The 19709-nt window shown below is 37.5% G+C and carries 12 protein-coding genes; all 12 read right to left on the reverse strand.

What is annotated here, in order from left to right; genetic code table 11:
• Positions 1-2 precede the first annotated feature (2 nt).
• Positions 3-1106, reverse strand: coding sequence for a WD40 repeat domain-containing protein (locus tag A3EM_RS0126500; protein ID WP_020531272.1), 1104 nt, complete (start codon positions 1104-1106; stop codon positions 3-5).
• 81 nt (positions 1107-1187) lie between these two features.
• Entirely contained in the window at positions 1188-2141 is a 954-nt protein-coding gene (locus A3EM_RS0126505; RefSeq protein WP_020531273.1) for an MCP four helix bundle domain-containing protein, read from the reverse strand.
• Positions 2142-2196: 55 nt separating this feature from the next.
• A complete protein-coding gene (locus tag A3EM_RS0126510) occupies positions 2197-3105 on the reverse strand; it encodes a hypothetical protein (RefSeq protein ID WP_020531274.1) in 909 nt (302 codons plus the stop codon).
• Between the two features lie 197 nt (positions 3106-3302).
• Positions 3303-4658 (reverse strand): RagB/SusD family nutrient uptake outer membrane protein, encoded by a 1356-nt coding sequence (locus A3EM_RS0126520; RefSeq protein WP_020531275.1) that lies wholly within the window; start codon positions 4656-4658, stop codon positions 3303-3305.
• Between the two features lie 31 nt (positions 4659-4689).
• Complete coding sequence (locus A3EM_RS0126525) at positions 4690-8133, reverse strand: SusC/RagA family TonB-linked outer membrane protein (RefSeq protein WP_245576560.1); 3444 nt, start codon at positions 8131-8133, stop codon at positions 4690-4692.
• A gap of 185 nt (positions 8134-8318) precedes the next feature.
• Positions 8319-9353, reverse strand: coding sequence for a FecR family protein (locus tag A3EM_RS0126530; protein ID WP_020531277.1), 1035 nt, complete (start codon positions 9351-9353; stop codon positions 8319-8321).
• An 87-nt stretch (positions 9354-9440) separates the two neighbouring features.
• Positions 9441-10127: an RNA polymerase sigma factor gene (locus tag A3EM_RS0126535; protein ID WP_020531278.1), complete on the reverse strand. Its 687-nt coding sequence runs from the start codon at positions 10125-10127 to the stop codon at positions 9441-9443.
• Between the two features lie 191 nt (positions 10128-10318).
• Positions 10319-12793, reverse strand: a complete 2475-nt coding sequence (locus tag A3EM_RS46315; RefSeq protein ID WP_020531279.1) for a glycosyl hydrolase — start codon at positions 12791-12793, stop codon at positions 10319-10321.
• Positions 12794-12940: 147 nt separating this feature from the next.
• Complete coding sequence (locus A3EM_RS0126545) at positions 12941-17197, reverse strand: two-component regulator propeller domain-containing protein (RefSeq protein ID WP_169513408.1); 4257 nt, start codon at positions 17195-17197, stop codon at positions 12941-12943.
• A 311-nt stretch (positions 17198-17508) separates the two neighbouring features.
• The gene (locus A3EM_RS0126550) at positions 17509-18705 is read right to left on the reverse strand and encodes an FG-GAP repeat domain-containing protein (RefSeq protein ID WP_026210615.1); all 1197 of its coding nucleotides are present in this window, start codon (positions 18703-18705) and stop codon (positions 17509-17511) included.
• Between the two features lie 305 nt (positions 18706-19010).
• Complete coding sequence (locus tag A3EM_RS47745; protein WP_157638104.1) at positions 19011-19139, reverse strand: twin-arginine translocation signal domain-containing protein; 129 nt, start codon at positions 19137-19139, stop codon at positions 19011-19013.
• A 13-nt stretch (positions 19140-19152) separates the two neighbouring features.
• Positions 19153-19709: c-type cytochrome (locus tag A3EM_RS0126560; RefSeq protein ID WP_026210616.1), on the reverse strand; the 557-nt coding region annotated here is incomplete at its 5' end.

Genomic DNA, 19709 nt, shown 5'->3' on the forward strand with positions numbered 1-19709 from the left:
TCCTAATTCTTAGCATCTGTCTGTGTTTCAGATACCCATCTGTGCCTTTTAGCATTCATTGCAGGATCCTCACTCATCCAAACCCACAGCTTTATCAACCCATTTTGGTGGGCACTTGATAAAAAGCTTCCATCAGTATTGAAATCAATGTATTCGGCATTGTCCCCTGCCCAGACTTTATGAGCCACTGGAATATGGTCATTGGAATATTCCAAAATATCCTTAAATCTGTAAACATAAATGTAGGGATCATGACCGGCATGAGCAATATATTGCCCGTTTGGGTGCCAGGATACTGACTCTATTTTCTTACCAGTGTGGTTGAATGTTTTCACTAATTTTCCCGATTCCCTTTCCCATAAATAGCAGTTCCCTCGGGAAGTTCCCCCCTGCCCTACGGCAAATACATATTTCCCATCAGGAGAAAAAACACCACTGGTAAAAATGGTGAAATAATCGGGCTTTAAAGTCTGCACCAGCGACCAGTCTTCTACTTTGTAAACTTTCACTGCTCCATGACCAACAGCCAACAAAAACTGATCGTCTTCAGTGAAAAATAACTCATTTACCGTATTGCCAAAATTGATGGTTTTAATCTCTTTTGCCCCCTGAGCCACATCAAATACACGAATCCAGCCTTCCGTGGTTTTATCATCTATTATATTCTTTTCTTCACCGCTTACCAGTAAACTTCCTTTGTGCGACCAGGTAAGACCATCAATTCCCTTCGAGTGTTTTAGGGCTTTATAAACCTCTCCGGTTTTTGCCTCATAAATAGTCACCAGATAATCTTCACTACAAGCCGCTACATATTTTCCATCGGCAGAAAAACCTACCCTTTCTACCTCCTCTTCGGCATATCTTCTCCAGAGTTCTGCCCCATCAGAGGTTCTCCACATAATCACAGAATTATCGTATTTGGTGCCACTTACCATGTATTTCCCATCTACAGAAAACTCTACACTTTCTACAGACCCCGGCTCTCCCAAAGCATCGGCAACTCTTGACCAAACCGGTTCCAATCTCAACTGGTGATTGAGGTATTGTTGTGAGTTTCCTGAAAATGAAAGTGTAAGAAATATTAGTAATAAATAAGGATATTTCATTGAATTTAAATTTTTAGTGATATTTAAAATATTGTTCTAAGCTTAATAAACTCCTGATTCCATTTAAACAAGTAAGATTAACTATATCCCTAAGCTTTTCATCAAATCTGAGGTAGATATTTTACCAGCCTGGCATTCCGCTACTTTTTGAACAGCTAACAATCCCAACTGCAGAGACTTTCCATATTGGGACTTTGGCTTAACTTTTAAGCTGCTATTTATATCCTCTACTTTAATTTCATTTCCTTTTTGCACCTTTGCAGCCAGGGAAATTATGCCATCTTCCGAATTGTAAAAATTCGCTTTTTCTACAAACTGCTTCTGCAATTTCTGCTCAGGATTGAGGTAAATCTGGGCATATTTTTTCAAAATCACATCATCTTTATTGGTGAAATCTATCAAATTGGTAATCCAGGTATCTGCATCTTCCATATCCGGTTTTAGTGTATGGATTTTGATTAATGATCTTGGCCAAAAAGTATCGAACAGGTTGGCCAGATCTTCTTCTGAAACTTTAGATTTGGTTGACTTTCCTCTTTCTGAAAAAGCTTTCAGAATCGCCACATCGCGGTATAATGCTGTGGTTGTCATACCCAATTCATTCTGTGGTGAATCTGATGAATGGAGCGTTTTTAAATCCTTTACAAGGGAAAAATGTAAAGTCCAACCAATGGCAAAAGCGGTTAATTTTTGGAATTGCTCCATTTCTTTTTGATTTAATGGCTGTTCCTTAATCATCCCAAACAATTGCTCAATATGCTCTTTACTTTCAGGAAATGTTCCTCCAATTCCTGCAATATCAGGAAATTCATTTAATGCATTGCTGGTCACATCTGGAAGCATTCCAGTTATCTTGGAAATGTTTACTGCATCAAAAATAAGTGCAACAGGGGTAATTCTTTCTGAAATTCCTTTTTGGGAAAAATAGGTGGACGAAGGGCTATTCAGCAGGGTGGTAAAACTGCTCAAAAATGGAAGTGCACTACCCACTACAGCCGACTTTTGTATGAATTTTCTTCTATTATAATTTGTCATGAGATTTTTCTGGATTAATGTGAAAATGAAGGATAACTATTCAGTTTAATAGAATTTATTTTTTTAATATTCCATCAAACCGCACATAATAATCATTTTCAAATTGCAATTCGAATTGTTTTCTGGTGATATCCTCAGTAAATAAATTACTGGCAGATTTAAAGAAACGATAGCATTTCTGCAGCGATTCAGCATACTGACTTTGTTCATTAAGCGTAGCTGCTTCTTCCAAATCAATATCAGATTTTTTTCCATCCTGTAAAGCCCTCACCAGCTGAATAATAGGGTCTTTAGGATTGTAAAAATTTGGTTCTTCAAAAAACTGCTTTACTTTTTTTGGATCCGGATGAGCATATCCTTTGGCATACCGCTGGATGTCCACATAATAATCCTGATGGGCATCAAAAGTTTTTTTGAACCAGGTCTCCAGCCCTTCATCCTTCTGGTTATAAGTTTTCAACTGAATAAAAGCATTTTGATACATGCTGCCAAAAAGTGGCTCAACCATTTCCGTATCAACAGCACTGGCTGCCGGGTGAGATTCCAAATGGCTATCCATGGTAGATGGGGAAAGAGGAGGAAGGGTACCCTTTTTATATGTCTCATCGAAGGTAATAAAATCATGATAAATGCGGATATCCTGTGGCCGTTTTGATCTGTCTTTATCAATAATTTTGTAACGTGGCTTAAAGTAAGTATCCGCAGCACGGTGGGCTACCCACCCTAACACAAAAGCCAGTTTTTCCTCTAATCTGTCTTCCGGTTTTCGAGTGTCCCAGGCATCCCGATACTTTTCCAAAAGCGGTCCTGAAAAAACATGGTTTCCTCGAGAAGCCGAACCCAGCCGGGCCGCTTCAATATTATTTTTTAATACCTTCTTAAAAGGTGTGGTAATCTTATCGGAAATGATGGCCAAATGCGCACAATCTTCCATCACTGCGATGTGGGTAATAAATTCTGACATATTTTTAAGTATAATTATTTAAGAAATTGGATATTTTTAATATGTTAATTTGCTTAAACTTGATCTTCTTTTTTTGAAATGGGGAGGATAAAAATTGAAATAAAGCAATGGACTTAAATGATGATATTGGGCAAATAGGAAAAGGGAAAATGAAAAGCCTGGCAGGACAACCAGGCTTTTATTCATGAAGGTAAAATTTATCCTTCTCCTTCATAACTTGGGTTCTGACCCAAATTTCCGTTTAGTTGAACCTCTCTCAGTGGCACAGGCCATATTTCTCTGTCTGGTGTGGTGAGTTCCGGGATCGTACTTACTGCTTTACCAGTTCTTCTCAAATCATACCATCGCTGGTTTTCAAAGGATAATTCCAATGATCGTTCTTTGGCGATAGCATCTCTCAATTCTTCCTGAGAAGTTGCTGTAGTGGGAGGAAGTAATGCCCTTTCTCTAATCTGATTTACTAAAACTTTGGCTTCGTTTGTTTGACCCAATTCATTTAAAGCTTCTGCCCTAAGCAAAATAATATCTGCCAGTCTAAACACTACAATGTTTGGATCATCTCCATCAACCTGAACATATTTATTAATAAAAATTTCACCAAGCTCAGTAGAATCAATGGCAACTTTTCCTCTTACTGTATCATTTTCAGCTTCATACAGATCAATGATTGGCTGTTCAGGAAGCACTCTATATGTCCCACCAGGAACGGTCTGATTGCTGATACCATTCCCATTCATAGCAATACCATCAAAGTAGATTTCAAAAATAGTTTCTTCAGTTCCCTGTTTTCCAGCCTGGAAAAGATTTCCCAATACTTCGGCAGGTAAAAGACTATAGCCACCATTTTGGATAATTTCATTGGTTAAATCAGCGGCTTTTTCGAAATCTCCAGACTCCCTTCTGGTAAGGTAAACCTTTGCCAATAAACTTTTAGCAGCCCATTTATTGAGTCTGGTTTTATTTTCAGAAGCCTCACCCAACATCGATTCAGATTTCATCAGGTCTTCTATGATAAAAGCCTGCACCTCTGCCACAGGTGAACGGGTAATACTGGTAACTGTCTCAATAGTTCTATTTTCCTCAGTAATAATTGGTAAATTACCATATAACATGTGCAAATCATAATATAAAAACGCCCTGATAAAATACGCTTCTCCCAAAATTCGATCTTTGTCCAACGCTCCATCTGTGATTCCAGGCACATTCTCCATCACATCATTGCATCGGTTTATACCAAAAAAACCACCTCTCCATATATCTCCAACATTGCCCTGATCCAGGTTAGGTTCAAAATTTTGATGTCTTGTAAAGTTGCCGCCACGGGTTGCAATCATTTCATCAGACATTACCCCGGTTGAAAGTAGCGTATAATGGTTTGCTCTATAGCTTTGAAGCCCATCATAACAGGCATTTATAGCCGCCTCAGCATCATTTGCATTTCTATAAAAATTATCTTTTGTGATCTGGCTTATGGGTTCCTGCTCAAGTACACATGCGTTCAAAAGCATTGCACCCAGAATCCCCGCCACTATATTTTTTATTATTTTTTTCATAATATCTTAAATTAGAGGTTGAAGGTTTTCCTTAAAAATTCAGATTAATTCCCATCATATAAGTTCTTGGTTGAGGTTGAGTAAGGTAATCAACACCCAAACTCGGAGCAGAACCCGATCCTGAAAGGTTTTGGTTTTCAGGATCATAGCCGGAATAATTAGTGATAGTCACTAAGTTCTGAGCTGCCACATAAATTCTGGCAGAGGATAGTTTAACCTTTTCTATAAGGTGCTGTGGGAAACTATAACCCAGTGTCACGTTTTTAATTCGTAAAAATGAACCATCTTCAATAAATCGGCTGGAACTTTCATTATTGCTGGCTCCACTTACCGAAGATGTACCATAAATAGCCTTAGGAACATCAGTAATATCTCCCTGATTTTTCCACCTTCTAAGCACCTTTGTGCTTTGGTTATAATCATCTGACATATCTTCTAATACTGCTCCTGTCATGTTGTAGATGTCATTTCCATACGACCAGTTCAAAAAAATACTTAGGTCAATACCTTTGTAGGAAAAAGTGTTGGTAAATCCTCCTGTATGCAATGGAAGCGCATTACCCACAATTCTCCTGTCAATTCCCCTGTTTAGGAAACCATCACCATCAGTATCCCAAAATTTGGAATCTCCTCCTTTCACTTCCTTGTCCTGTAAATTTTCAGGCACGTCTGCATCAGTGGGATATACGCCTTGGTAAACAAATGCATAAAAGCTACCAACAGGTTCGCCTACTCTATAAATACTGGTAGGGCCATTAGCTCCAAATGCACCAGGCATCTGGATAAAATAATCAGAGCCATAAGGTGAAGTAGGATCATCATTTGGCAAATAGGTAATTTTATTGCGATTGAATGAAATATTAAAATCAGTAGTCCACTGAAAAGCACCTACAAAGTTTCTGGAAGACAGTATAAATTCAATTCCCTTGTTCTGCAAATCACCAAGGTTTACGGCAGGAATACTCCAGAATCCTGAAGTCCATGGCAAATCTTTCACAAAAATTAAATCCTTGGTATTTTTGATATAAGCATCTACTGAAGTGGATAATCTTCCTTCAAAAAATGCTACATCCATTCCTATATTTGTCTGTTCGGTGGATTCCCAGCTCAAATTGGGGTTTCCTATACTCCCCTGATAAATCCCTGGTTCTGAGTTAGAATAGTTTCCTCCAGTATTATACAAAGGAAGTGAAGGGAAATTGCTGGTAAATCCTTCCTGATTACCGGTGATACCAAAACTAGCTCTAAGCTTCATATCATCAATTAGCCCAAAATCCTGAAGAAATGCTTCTTCTGAAATTCTCCATCCTACAGAAACTGAAGGGAAAAATCCATATCGCTTATTTTCTCCAAATCGAGAAGATCCATCCACACGAAAAGAGGCTGATGCAATGTATTTGTTATTATAATCATAGTTTAACCTACCGAAGTAAGACAGCAATCCCCAATTGGTAATGTAATGGTTGGGGTTGGTAGGGTCAGAAATAGCATTAAGGGTTGGAACAATATCCGATCCGGCATTAAGGCCACCAGCCTGTAGAGAAGTTTGTCTGGATTCCTGAAAACTAAGACCTGCTAAAGCTGTGACATTATGATTTGAACCAATTGTTGTATTATAGGTGAGGGTATTTTCATTTAACCAGACAAACTCTTCATAAGATACAGCCTGAGCTTCGGCTACACCATTGTCATCAATCACGAAGCTTGGCTCATACCTGTCTTGTCTATCAGAGATATTATCCATACCAAAGTTTGACCTGAAAGTTAACCCATCTGCAATTTTGTATTCTGCATAAACATTTCCAATAAACCTTTTCTGAATACTTTTAAAGTAAATTTCATTGGCAAGCATTACCGGATTGTTAATTCTCAGAGGATCTACAGAATAACTACCATCAGGATTATAAACAGGAAGGTTAGGGTTTTTCAACAAAGCCAAGGCTAAAATTGAATTGCTACTGAAATCGTTGGCAACCCTGTCTCTATTTGAATAACTATAAGTAATGCTAGTTCCTATTTTTAACTTTTCACTGGCCTGATGATCCAGGTTTACCCTACCATTGAACCGGTTAAAATCCTGCCCAATGATTGTTCCTTGCTGTCTGAAATAACCCATTGAAACAAAACTTTGCGTTTTTTCACCTCCTCCTGAAACGGAAAGATTATAACTGGAAATAGGTGCCTTTCTAAACACTGCATCCTGCCAATCGGTATTGATCCCGGTCACTTCCAACTGATCGTAAGGGGGGGCTAAAGGATCAAAACTTGGATTTAATGCAGCCCTGTTATTTCTTGATTCCCGAATCAGATCAATATATTGTTGTCCATTCAGGACATCAAGCGTTTTCCAGACTTCTTGCACACCGTGGTAAGCATCAAAAGCAAATTTTGACCTTCCTTCTTTTCCTCTTTTTGTAGTGATTAAAACTACACCATTAGAACCTCTTGATCCATAAATGGCAGTTGCTGAAGCATCTTTCAGAATTTCAATAGATTCAATATCATTAGGGTTAATATCCGAAAGGGCTGAGGTTCTTTGCCCTCCAGCATCCAAAAATGTTCCTGAAATATTATTCATGGGAACACCATCTATTACATAAAGCGGACGGCTTTCACCTAATAATGATCCTGATCCCCTCACCCTTACGAAAACTTCAGCACCGGGTGTACCAGAGTTTTGAACTACCTGCACACCAGCAGCTTTTCCCTGCAACAAAGCATCGGCATTGGACACTGGCACATTTCGAATATCTTTTGGTTTAACCGAGGTAATGGCTCCAGTTAAATCTTTCTTTTCCTGTGTGCCATACCCCACAACAACCACTTCTTCCAACTGTTCTAAATCAGGATTTAAAGTTACATTAATGGTTGATTGATTGTTTACAGCAACTTCCTGTATCTGAAAGCCTATATAACTGAATTGCAAGATGGCATCTTCGGGTGTATTTAGGCTAAAATTTCCATCCAAGTCAGTGGTAGTTCCATTAGCTGTCCCTTTTATTAAAATACTCACACCAGGTAAAGGTTCTCCATCTTCCCCAGACAAAACTTTTCCTTTCACCAATACTTGAAGAATTTCTTCCTCTATTAGCTTATTATCAGAAAAAACTGGTTGATTGAGGTTTACATGGATATTATTATTAATCCGTTTAAATTTTAATTGTTTTACCCGGGCGATGTGAGTAAGGATTTCAAAAAGGGATTCTTTTTTAAACTTTAAAGAAATCTGCTCATGGTCATCTACAATTTTATGATTGTAGGTAAATTCAAGTCCTGTTTCAGACTGAATTTTGCCAAAGATTTCTTTTAAGGATTGATTCTCCACATGGATGGACATATAAATTTCCTCCATTTTCTTGCTTTGGCTCAGGCCATTTTCTGCATGTAATAATCCCCCTAATAGAGATTGCAAAAAAATAAAAAGCATCAGATGACTAGACATAATGATAATTTGCCGTAATGATTTCAATTTCATATTTTTATGGTTTAGGTTGGTAAATATGTTTCTATCAACTGGTTCACCAAATGGCTTTTCTGCACCGACCAAAGTTTGGAAAGTTATTGGTGAGTAAATTTGGGCCAGTTTCTTATGCTATGTTTTAAGAAACTGGCTTTTTCTATGGATCTGAGTATGGTTTTATTTTTCTCATAATCTTTTAATCATTTGATGTACACTATGTTTTCTTTTACTTCAAAATCAAAATTGGAGGTATAAGCAATTCCTTCTAAAACTTTCTCAAGTGTTTCATTCTTAAATTTCCCACTGTAAATCCCATCATTTTTCCACCCTTTTTCCGACTTTATTTCTACGCCATACCAATTTTCAAGCACCAAAAAAATTTCAGAAAAAGTAGCCTTTTCAAAAATTAACCATCCTTCCTTCCAGCCAATAATTCTTTCTAAATTGTCACATGTTCTCTTCTCAATTTCCTTGGTAACTTTATTATAACTCACCTTTTCGAATGGCTTCAGGATAATATGATTTCCCTGTTCATCATATACCGATACTTTACCGGTTACTACTGTAATATCAATAATTTTGTCGCTTGGATTGGCTTTGATATTGAATGAAGTTCCCAATACCCTGGTTTTAATTTCGGCTGTGGTAATGATAAAAGGTTTTGCCGGGTTTTTAGCTACGTCAAAAAAGGCTTCTCCTTCCAAATAAACCTCTCTGGTAGGGTTCTCATTAAAATTTTCAGGAAATTCAATTTTACTCCCAGCATTAATATTTACCCTGGTTTTATCTTTTAATGTAAGCGTAGCCTTTTTCCCCTTGGGGTAAATCTTTTCTACAATAGCCGAAGTTTTTGGTGGATTAATTTTATCAGAATGTTCCAAGGAGTAAATATAAAACCCACCTGCAATAAACAATGGGATCAGGACTGCAGCTATTTTCCAAAAGAAATTCCCATTTTTTTTCGTTTCCTCTATCGGATACTCAGGTCCTCCGATTGATTCCTTAAGGACATTTTCCAGAATATCTACATATTCTTTTTCATTTAGTTTATAAATACTGGAAGGTTGAATATGTTGGGCAATATGCTTCGCTTCCATGAGGACGGCTTTCTTATGAGGGTGATTTCTCAACCATTTTTCCCAGAAATCTCTGGCTTCAGGATCATGATCTCTTACCCATTTTAAAAATAGGCTATCCTCCAAAAAGTCTATTGTATTGTATGCTGAATATTTCATTTTCAATAATCCAAAAAGGCTTTATTTCGACCTTTATATTAAAAGAGGGGCGAATTATTGAAAGTGAACGAAATTTTTGTTTTTTTTTTAAAATAAAATTTGAAACTGGGAAAATAAAGTAAGCAGCCCTATAGGTAAAAGGAGATTTTTATACTTTGAAAGGTTTTTTCTAATTGCTTTTAAACCTCGGTTAATTAACATTCTGGAAGCATCCTTACTGGAGAGGTCCATAATATAGGCAATTTCCTCATAGTTAAATCCATTGTAGAAAAAATGGGTAATGGCCTGTTTTTGCTTTTGATTTAACAGATTCATTTCCTTTTCCACCACCTTTACTTTTTCCCTCCATAGCTCACCTTCTATTATGGACGTTTCTGTGGAAATATTTATGGAAAAGTCTTCATTTTGGTTTAAACTAATGAATTTGTGATTTGCCTTTGCTTTTAAAATGGCTCGGTAAAGGGACTTATATAGATAAGATTTGATAGATATGACATTTCCCAAGTGAAAGGACCTTTTTCTAAGTAAAATAAACAAATCCTGAATACAATCTTTTACAATTTCTTTGTTGTGTGTAAGCTGGCAACCAAACTGATATAAATGATTTGCATACACCCTGTAAATATAACACAAGGCATTATCATCTCCATTTTGAAGTTTCTGCCAAATTTCTTTATCTGTTAGTTTCTGGAATTGAGGGAAATTTTTCTGGATAATCATTTTTACTGATTTCCCTCCATTTTTCTGGTTTTGAAAATCCGCTTCAAGTTTCATATTTACCTATTAAAAAAATTAAGTATTACCCCAAATTAGAAAATTCTGGTAATATTTTCTGCATATCGGAAAGTTTTGTTTTTTTGTAATTGTGTGTATTTTTCACTTAAAGGATCAAAAATAATCCTCCTTCAGCATAAGGTTTATACCTATTCACTAAAGGAGGTTTTATTCAGTAAGTTAGTTTAGCATTAATCAACTTTCATTATTTTTCTTGAAATATTTCCCTGATTATCACTGCTTTTCACCTTTAGGATATATAATCCGCTATCTAGGCTCCCTAAAGATAGAATGATTGGTTGTTCATTATTTTCAGTTTTACGCACTATTTGATCCAATACTTTTCTGCCCGAAAGGTCAAATAACCCAATAGCATAAACCCCTGTATTTTCCGAAGGAAGAATAACGGTTAAATCATGCTTAACAGGATTAGGATAGACAGATATTTCCTTAATGTTCAATTCGTTGTTCAAACTTTTCAGTGGCTCTCCTTTTTTTGCTTTCCTTGTATTCCCACTAGCATTTACACAGACATTACTCACTTCATATACTTCTTGTGGTCCAGTGGTATGACCTTCAATGATGATTTCCAAAGTGTTCCCCGAAATGTTGGAAGCTCCTGCAGAAGTAATGGAACTAGGACCTACTATTTCTTCAATCACTTGGTTGCTGCCTCCATCTACCTTGTAGTAAATATTGAGGTAATCAACGAAGTCTCCTGTAGCATCCAAATCACCAGTTGCCAACACATCCATGCTTATGTCTACAGAAGAAGTTGCTGAAATATCAATAACTCCGGAAGTCCAAATGGTAGTAGCATTGCCGCTTATAGCATAATTAGTTGGGGCACAGAAAGGCACATCATCAGTACCTCCACTTCCGGCTGTTACACATAAATTGTTTACCTCGTACAATTCATCAGGAGCCGTAGTTCTTGCTTGAATAATTATTTCCAAAGTACTTCCTGTAATCCCTGTAACACTGGCAGAAGTTACCGAGCTAGGTCCTGATATTTCTTCGATAGTTTGGTTACTTCCACCGTTTACTTTGTAGTAAATATTGAGATAGTCACCAAAATCCCCCCCAGCATCTAAACTGCCAGAAGCCAGTATGTCCATGTTTATGTCCACAGGACTTCCAGAAATATCTATGGTGCCAGACGACCATGTGGTGGTATTGCTTCCTGAAATTGAAAAATCGCTAGGTGCGCACCAGGGGATACTTCCTCCGCCTCCACCACCTTGGTCAATTGAAAAATCCAGCCAGTTAATATTAGAGTTTTCGGTAACAGCAGTTAGCCGGATGGTTTGCTCCCCGGCATTTAGAGAGACCGTGGTGGAAATAGTAACCCATGTTTGCCAACCACCAGTATTAGGTATATCTACAGTTTTTAAAGTATTTCCATTAGAGGCAATACGTAATTGAGCTCCAGTCCTTGAAGTGGCTACCCTGAACTTCACTTCATAGGTATTCGAGCTTTGGGCATCAACCAGGTACTCCACCCAGTCTCCCGGATCGAAATAACCAACGTTTAACCCACCACCTGTGTCAGAAGTTCCCTGTGTTTCTATCCCACTCATATTAGAGTAATCTTCTGCTTCAATTTGAGCAGGAATTTGTACCGGGTTATTATTTCCCCCTCCCCCATTGTAGTTTTTCAGATCAGGCAAATCATTGGCATTTATAGCATAATTATCGCTAAATATGCTGGTTAAAGTTGAACTTGAATTATTATTTACAAAAAGCTCACGCCAGCCCATTAGCCATACATAATCCCCATAGTTCGATTCAATTTGGCTCATTGAAATCATGTCACCGACTTCACCAATGGCAATAGGCTTTCCATTGGCTATGGATTGCATGGCATTGTAGTGAGACTGGCTAAAGTTTGCATTATAAATATCTGTAGCAAAAGCATCTACATAATTATTTCCTGGATGGTAAGCAGACAAATTATTATTGGTATCGTCAAAGTTTAAAACCCATAACAGGTTATTAAGGCCCTTTGTATTGGTAAGGTAATTATAGGTCATCCGAAATAACCTTTTATATTGGTCCCCAGAAGACTTTGCTCCCCACCAAAACCAACCTCCATTCATTTCATGGTAAGGTCTGAATAACACAGGTATATTGGCATCTTCCAATTGTTGGAGATAATAGGCAATGTCATCCATCTTATCTTCCCAGGCTTCGTGTATCCAGTGGCCATCTGTTAATAGGTTTTCAAACTCGGAATAGCTTAATTCTCCCTGTACACTCGACCAACCACTTGTCTCAGAATCCATTGGGCGTACCTGATGGTACATAATGGTGATGATTTTACCTTTTTGTTCCCATTGGTCAATTGCCTCATCAATCCACCGTTGCCGATACTGTACATTACTACCATAACGGAAATCATTTCCCCATAAAGCTGGTTCCACATTACCATTTCTTGATTTTAACTGGTTGTCCCATCCATCTGGATCAGATTGTTCATTGTGTTGCCCGGTTATGATTCCTTGTCCCTTTGTATCATAAAGGTATTGTAACAATGCCCTTGCTTCTGGTGATGCATTTGGGTTTACTGGGTTTTGAGAAAAGCCCATTTGAACGAACAGTAAAAAAGCCGCTGTAGCAACTGTCCCAAATAAGGATTTAATAGATAAAAATTGGTGTTTTTTCATTTTCACTATACATTTAGTTTAAGAATAAGGTACTGAAAACGCTTGTACCTCACTACCCATTTTGGTAGTGTTTTTAAAGCTAAATGAGAAAGAAAAATACGGGGGGAACTATTGTCCCAATTCTGCCTATTATAGTAAAATCGACTTCTAAGGGACTTTATGTAGGCTTTTTCGCATAGTTTCTCTGTATTCAGTTGGGGAAAGGTTATACATTTCTTTAAAACATTTACTGAAATACCTACGAGAATTAAACCCTACTTTCACGGCTATCTCGGTAGTGTCCATTTCAGTTTCAATTAAATACAAAGCCGCATTTTTTAAGCGTATTGTTTTAGTGAATACGTTTACAGATAAACTGGTAGCCTGGTTTAATTTTTTGTAAAGTTGCGTACGACTCATACCCATTTCTATTGCAAAAATTTCCGCATCAAAAGTTTGGTTGCCCAAATGTTTCACTACTACCGCCATAGCCTTGGCAATAAATTCATTTTCTGGAAAGCTTATTTCATTCTTGCTACCAAGCCCCATATTTCCAATAAAGGTTTGCTTTAAAAATTGCCGGGAAGAAATAAGGTTATCTACTCTTGCTTTAAGCAAAGGCATATTAAAAGGTTTGGAGATATAATCGTCTGCCCCGATTTGTAAACCTTGCAACTCATTTTCCCCATCTGATTGGGCTGTTAACATTAATATGGGAATATGGTTTGTTTGTTCATGCGCTTTTAGTTTTTTACAAAGAGCCAAGCCATCAAGTCTGGGCATCATAATGTCCGTTAGCACTAAATCAGGGAGGTGTTGTAAAGCTTTTTCCAAGCCTTGTTCCCCATCATAAGCCTGAAGGACAGTATATTCCTTTTCAAAAGAATGTTTTAGGAATTCCTGTACATCCGGATTGTCTTCTACAATTAATATTTTTGTTGTGTTTATAGGCTGAAAGGGCAGGTTGTGGCTTATGTTTCCAGTTTTACCATCAAATCCATCATACATTTTGTTGTTGAGCTTTCCATTATTTTCAACTATTGTAATCCCTTTATCTTCATAAAAACTTTTTGAAATAGGGATTTCCAGTAAAAACTCTGTACGAATCCCTTGTTGGCTTTCAACAGAAATATTGCCCTGGTGTAGTTTTGTCAATTGGTAAGCTAAAGCCAAGCCTAAGCCCGTTCCTTTCCCCTCCCCTTGCTGGTCACCATAGCTTGCCTGATAAAAAGACTTAAATATCAGATTTAAATGCTCAGGGGCAATTCCCTCTCCATTATCTTCTACTTTTACAGATAAATAGTTAATAGCACTTTTTAAGATAAAATTGATTGATAAGCATACTTTCCCTCCTTCCATTGTAAACTTAAAAGCATTTGAAAGCAGGTTGTAAATAATTTTTTCAAGCTTGTCAAAATCTGCATATCCTGTAAAAGAAACCCGAGGGGAATTGAAATGATAGCTTATATCTTTAGCCTTTGCCCGGTATTCAAAAGAAGAAAAAAGTTCTTTAATTTTTTTCACGATATCTACCTTACTTAGCTCAAGTGTTGTATGCCCACTTTCTATTTTTGACAAATCAAGTAATTGATTGACAAGCCTTAATAAGCGATGGGCATTTTTGTCAATGATGTTGATTAACCTTTGGTGGGATACATTATTTTTGAGCAAGGCCGATTCAGAGAGCTCGTTTAGAGGACCTAAAATTAAAGTGACAGGAGTCCGGAATTCATGGGAAATATTCGTGAAAAAGTTAATTTTCATTTGGTCTGCCTCATGCACTTTTTTAGACATTTCGGCTATTTGTTCCTTTTGAAATTGCAATGCTTTATTTTTTGTTTCCAGGTCTTTCTTCTGGTCTATCACTTCTTTTGTCCGTCTTTCTACTTCAATTTCAAGCCTTTGCTTTTGTTTGCGGAGGCTGTACAACCTTGCTCTGTTCCAACTTACCACTGCTAATACACAAATAGTAAATAAACCTAGGCGAAACCACCAGGTTCGCCAAAAAGGCGGTTCGACAATTATTTTAATTGCAGCACCCTGTTCATTCCAGACACCATCGTTATTGGCCGCTTTTACCCTAAATGTGTATTCACCTTCTTCAATGTTGGTATAGTTTGCCACCCGCATTTTCCCGAAGTCCACCCAATCTTTATCAAAACCTTCCAGCTTACAAGCGTACTTGTTATTCTGTGTTTTGCTGAAATTTATGGCCACAAACCCAAATGAAAAAGAGTTTTGCTTGTGGTTCAATACAATTTCTTTAGTTAAAGTGATGTGGGTATTTAAGGGAGAACCTTCACCACTTTTTACAGGCCGGTTATTAATTTTAAAATCGGTAATTACTACGGGGGGCTTATTTGTGTTAATTTTTAATTGCCTAGGGTGAAAATAATTATAGCCCATTTTTCCCCCAAAATAGAGTTTCCCTCTACTATCTTTGTAAACCGCACCCTTGTTAAGTTCTTTCCCTTGCAACCCATCATCAATCCCAAATAAGGTATAAGCTTTAGTTTCGGGGTCTAGCCTTGCAATCCCTGTATTCGTGCCCACCCATAAAAATCCTTCACTATCTTCTAAAATTCCGGCATAGGCTATTAAACCGGGGACATGGTAAGCACTATTACAGCAAATTTTCCCTTCTGCTCCAGTAAATTCAAAAAGCCCACTATTTGTACCCAGCCACAACTTTTCCCTACTATCTTCATAAATAAAATAAACATTGTAAATATTATGGCTAGGTATACCTTTAATTGTTTTAGTATAGGAAGAAAACTCCCCTGTTTCTGTATTCAACCGCATTAAACCATGGTTTTTAACCCCTGCCCAAAGGTTGCCCTGCTTATCGAAATGAATAATCCATACCTGGTTATTTTCTGCCTTATAAGTACCATGTGGCTGAAAAGTATATACCTTAAAGGTATCAGCTTCTGGAAGGTATTTTAGAATACCATTGCCCCAACTACCAATCCAAATATTTCCATCTTTGTCTTGTTTAATACAACTTACATTTACATTCAGATTAAAATGTTTAAAAGTACCTTTTTCAGCAGAATATTTAGATACACCATTCATAGTCCCTACCCAAATGTCACCTTGTTTGTCTAAATGGAGCCTGCGTACATAATCATCTAACAAACCTTTTCCTTTATAGTAGTGAGTGTATTTTTTCTTATTCTTGGAGATTACTGTAATCCCCCCATCTGTCCCAACCCAAAGGTTTTTTTGCCTATCTTCTAAAAAAGCCCATACATTATTGTTCCTAATACTATTTGGAAAGGCATAACCTGAGGTAACACTTTTAAACTTATTAGTAGACAAGTCCGACTTATTAATAAACCCATTGTTAACCCCTACCCATAAAATCCCGTTTTTGTCCTGATAAAGTGCTGAAACTCTGTTTCCACTCAAACTTTCCGGGTTAGTTGGGTTATTGGTATAGCTGGTGAAAGTTTCAGCAATCATGTCAAAGAGTAAAAGGCCATTGCTTTTAGTGCCAATCCAAAGCTTATTTTTACCTGCACTGGCAATATGCCATACAAAGTCGCTTGTAAGCCCCTTAGCCTTATATTTTTTCACAGAATACTGTTTAAATACCTCCTTTTGTTGGTCAAACTTGCTAAGACCGCCACCATCTGTACCTACCCAAATATTTGATTTCTCATCTGTAAACAGTGTTTTGACGAAATTATGGGAGAGTGAATATGGGTTTTCAGGTTCATGAAAAAAGTTTTTGAACACTGGGTTTTCACCTGATTCATTAAATACAATTTTAGTAAGGCCACTTTTATTAGGGGAAAGGGAGCCTACCCAAAGGTTTCCTTCGGCATCCCTTGTAATAGCCCTTATATGGTTGGAGGCTAAGGGTGTTTGGCTCTCACCATTAGCAGAGTACTTCTCAAAAAGAGCTCCATTAACCCCTTCATTTTCTGGGATAACTACCTTGTTAAGCCCTCCACCATTTGTGCCTATCCATAAATTGCCCCATTTATCTTCTGCAATAGCCCTTATATCGTCATTGCTTAGGCTAAGTGGGTTTTCAGGGCTATTAAAGAAACGGGTAAAATTTTCTTCATTTCTATTAAATAAACAAAGCCCTCCACCATTTGTGCCTATCCAAAGGTTTTGTTTTGAATCTTCAAACAACACATTTATTTGCTGGTGGGAAATACTGTTGGTGTCTCCTTCAACAGGGATGAAGTGGGCAAAACTATAGCCATCAAATTTATTCAGCCCATTGTAAGTCCCAATCCACATAAACCCATAACTATCCTGTAAAAAGCAAAGTGGCGTACTTTGAGAAAGGCCATCTTTTAATGTGATGTGTTCAAAAGCTATTTCTTCTTGTGAATAGACATTTTGGTTACCCAAAAGAAGTAAAAGAAGTATTAACCTTGTAAGAAAGTAAAATACTTTGTGCTTCATTTTCATATTTAGATACCTGAGTTCCACTTAGGTTTACAAATTATAAGATAGTCATTTCTGCCAAACCACTTTATTAAGTAGTCTAAATAAATTCAGACTTTTATTATTTTAAATTTACGGTGGTATTATATAGGTGCATTTACCCTCCTAATTCGGGTCTGTTGCAAATTTCAGGAAGAACGCTGGTGTACAACATAGAAAAATAATTATCAGTAAATACTATATATAATGTGTATAGGATTCTCAATTAATCTTTATAGCAGGTTTGTCATTGTTTTTAGTCTGTGAAGTTTTCTACTTCAAGTCTTTTCTCAATTGGTTGATTTACCAAAGTTTTTGAAAACAAAAACCCCATTTTTATTGCAGGTAATGATATCTGGATAATTATTGTTATCAAGGTCGGTAATAGAAAAATCTACGCCAACACCCGAATCATCATCCATCAAATAGGGTATAAAATGGGGGTTTCCTGCCTTGTACGTCAGTTTAAACCAGTATACTACTGCAGGTTCATCGGGTTCCCAACTTTCCTGAGGTCCTCTGGTCCACACCCTTTTACCAGAAACCAAATCGGTGACACCATCTTTGTCTATGTCCTCTAGTTTGAGGGCGTGGGGTTGGGAGAAGCGCACGCCATAAGGGTTGTCACTCAACTTTTCACCCATGATTAATTGCTGCTCAAAAGTCAATACATTACCCGATCTCACCTGTTTAAACCAGGCCAAACCCCACCCATGTGCATCCAATGTAGTAACCACATCGTTCAACCCATCTTTATCAATGTCCATCACGTACATTTGTGCACCTCCCGGTCCAAAGTCAACCGAGTGGAAAGTCCATTGGCTATTTAATTTGTCTTTACCAGGGTTTTCCCACCACCCTTCGTTTTTCATGATATCGACCCTGCCATCATCGTTGATATCGCCAAGACCGAGTCCATGGCTAAATTTTTGCCAACCCCAGTCCTTTGAAATGGCATGGAAAGTCCAGGGTTCATTAGGGGCATCGGTATTCTGCACTGCATAGCCCAAATATCCATTTGTATGGAAAATGAGTTCTAATCGCCCATCTCCTGTCAAATCATAAAATGTAGGAGATTCATTATCCACCTTTGGGTAAATAAGGTGTTTCTCCCAATAACCCATATCCTGTCCATGATTTTCGTACCAATAAGCTGCTTCTCCGGGAAATCCAATGATTAGAATGTCATTTTTATTATCCTCGTTTACATCCCTGATAGCCACAGAAAAATTATCGGAATATTCCTTTTTTTTATCAAATAGTTTTGGCTTGTAAAAGCTGATCTTTTCTGTAAAGTCAGGTCCCTTAAACCAGAAAGGTCCTGCTACAATATCGGGAACTTGGTCACTATTGATATCCCCTACACCCACTCCTTCAGCATAAAACTCTGTTGAAAGTATTTGCTTCTCAAATACCCTTTCCTTCACATTCTCAACTTTTTGTTCAGTACAACAGGCTGTCAAAATTACCATGAATGAGAAAAGCATTAAGTTATATTTTAATAATCCATTCATAATTAATTCCAGTATAATCAATGTTGCAATGTTTTTGTGCTTATTTTTTTACTGCTACTATATGTTTTGCTTTGGGCTTAACAATCATCATCCTAAACCACACAATGCGTGTAAAACTGGACCTTTCTTCCATTGTTGCTAATACTAAAAAGAAATTATTATTAAGCATTACCGCTATAGTCCATTAATTCCATTTTTCACTTCTCAAAAGGCGTGAAAATCTTTCTTATTCTTTCCATTTCGGTGGCTAAATCCAGTCCTTCAATTGGTGGAGCCTATTATATATCAATATCGGCAAGTGAATTTTTTTCATTAGATTTCCCCTGGGCAGCCAAGCCAAGCCCCATTCCGGCTAACATTGTGGATGTATTTTTCACAAAGGCACGCCTGTTAATTTTTGAGTCCATAGTCAGTAGTAATTTATTTCAATTCAGTTAAATAAGCGATTAAATTTTTTAATTCCCTGGCAGTGAGGTTGTTTTCCAAACCTTCCGGCATTAGGGATGAGGGGGTAATTCCATAATCCAATGGTTCCTTGTAAGTCACAAACTCTCCATCACTTCCCATTAACTCTACATTTTTGAAGCCCACATCTATCTGCCTTCCGTAGTGCATTTTTCCATCAGCTGATTTCACAAACCAACCCTGCCATTCCGGAGCAATCTCAGCTGAGGGTTCCAGAATGGCCCTTATAAGTTGTTCCTTAGTCTTACTGCTTCCAATGTGTGATAAATCCGGACCAAAATCCCCTCCCCAGCCATTTACTTTATGGCAGGTCTGGCACTGGTTTCTTTGTTGCTGAAAAACAAACTGACCTTTTACCGGATCACCTTCTCCTTCATTCAGAAAATCCTCCCATGATTTATCATTTTGAGGACGATTTTCTTCCGGGGTAAATTCGCTACAAAAATTCCATATTTTTGCCAGGTTTCCTTTTTCAGTTTTCGAGTTGATTATTTCCTGAAGATCAGTTTTCA

This window comes from Flexithrix dorotheae DSM 6795 (assembly GCF_000379765.1).
Lineage (GTDB): Bacteria > Bacteroidota > Bacteroidia > Cytophagales > Flammeovirgaceae > Flexithrix > Flexithrix dorotheae.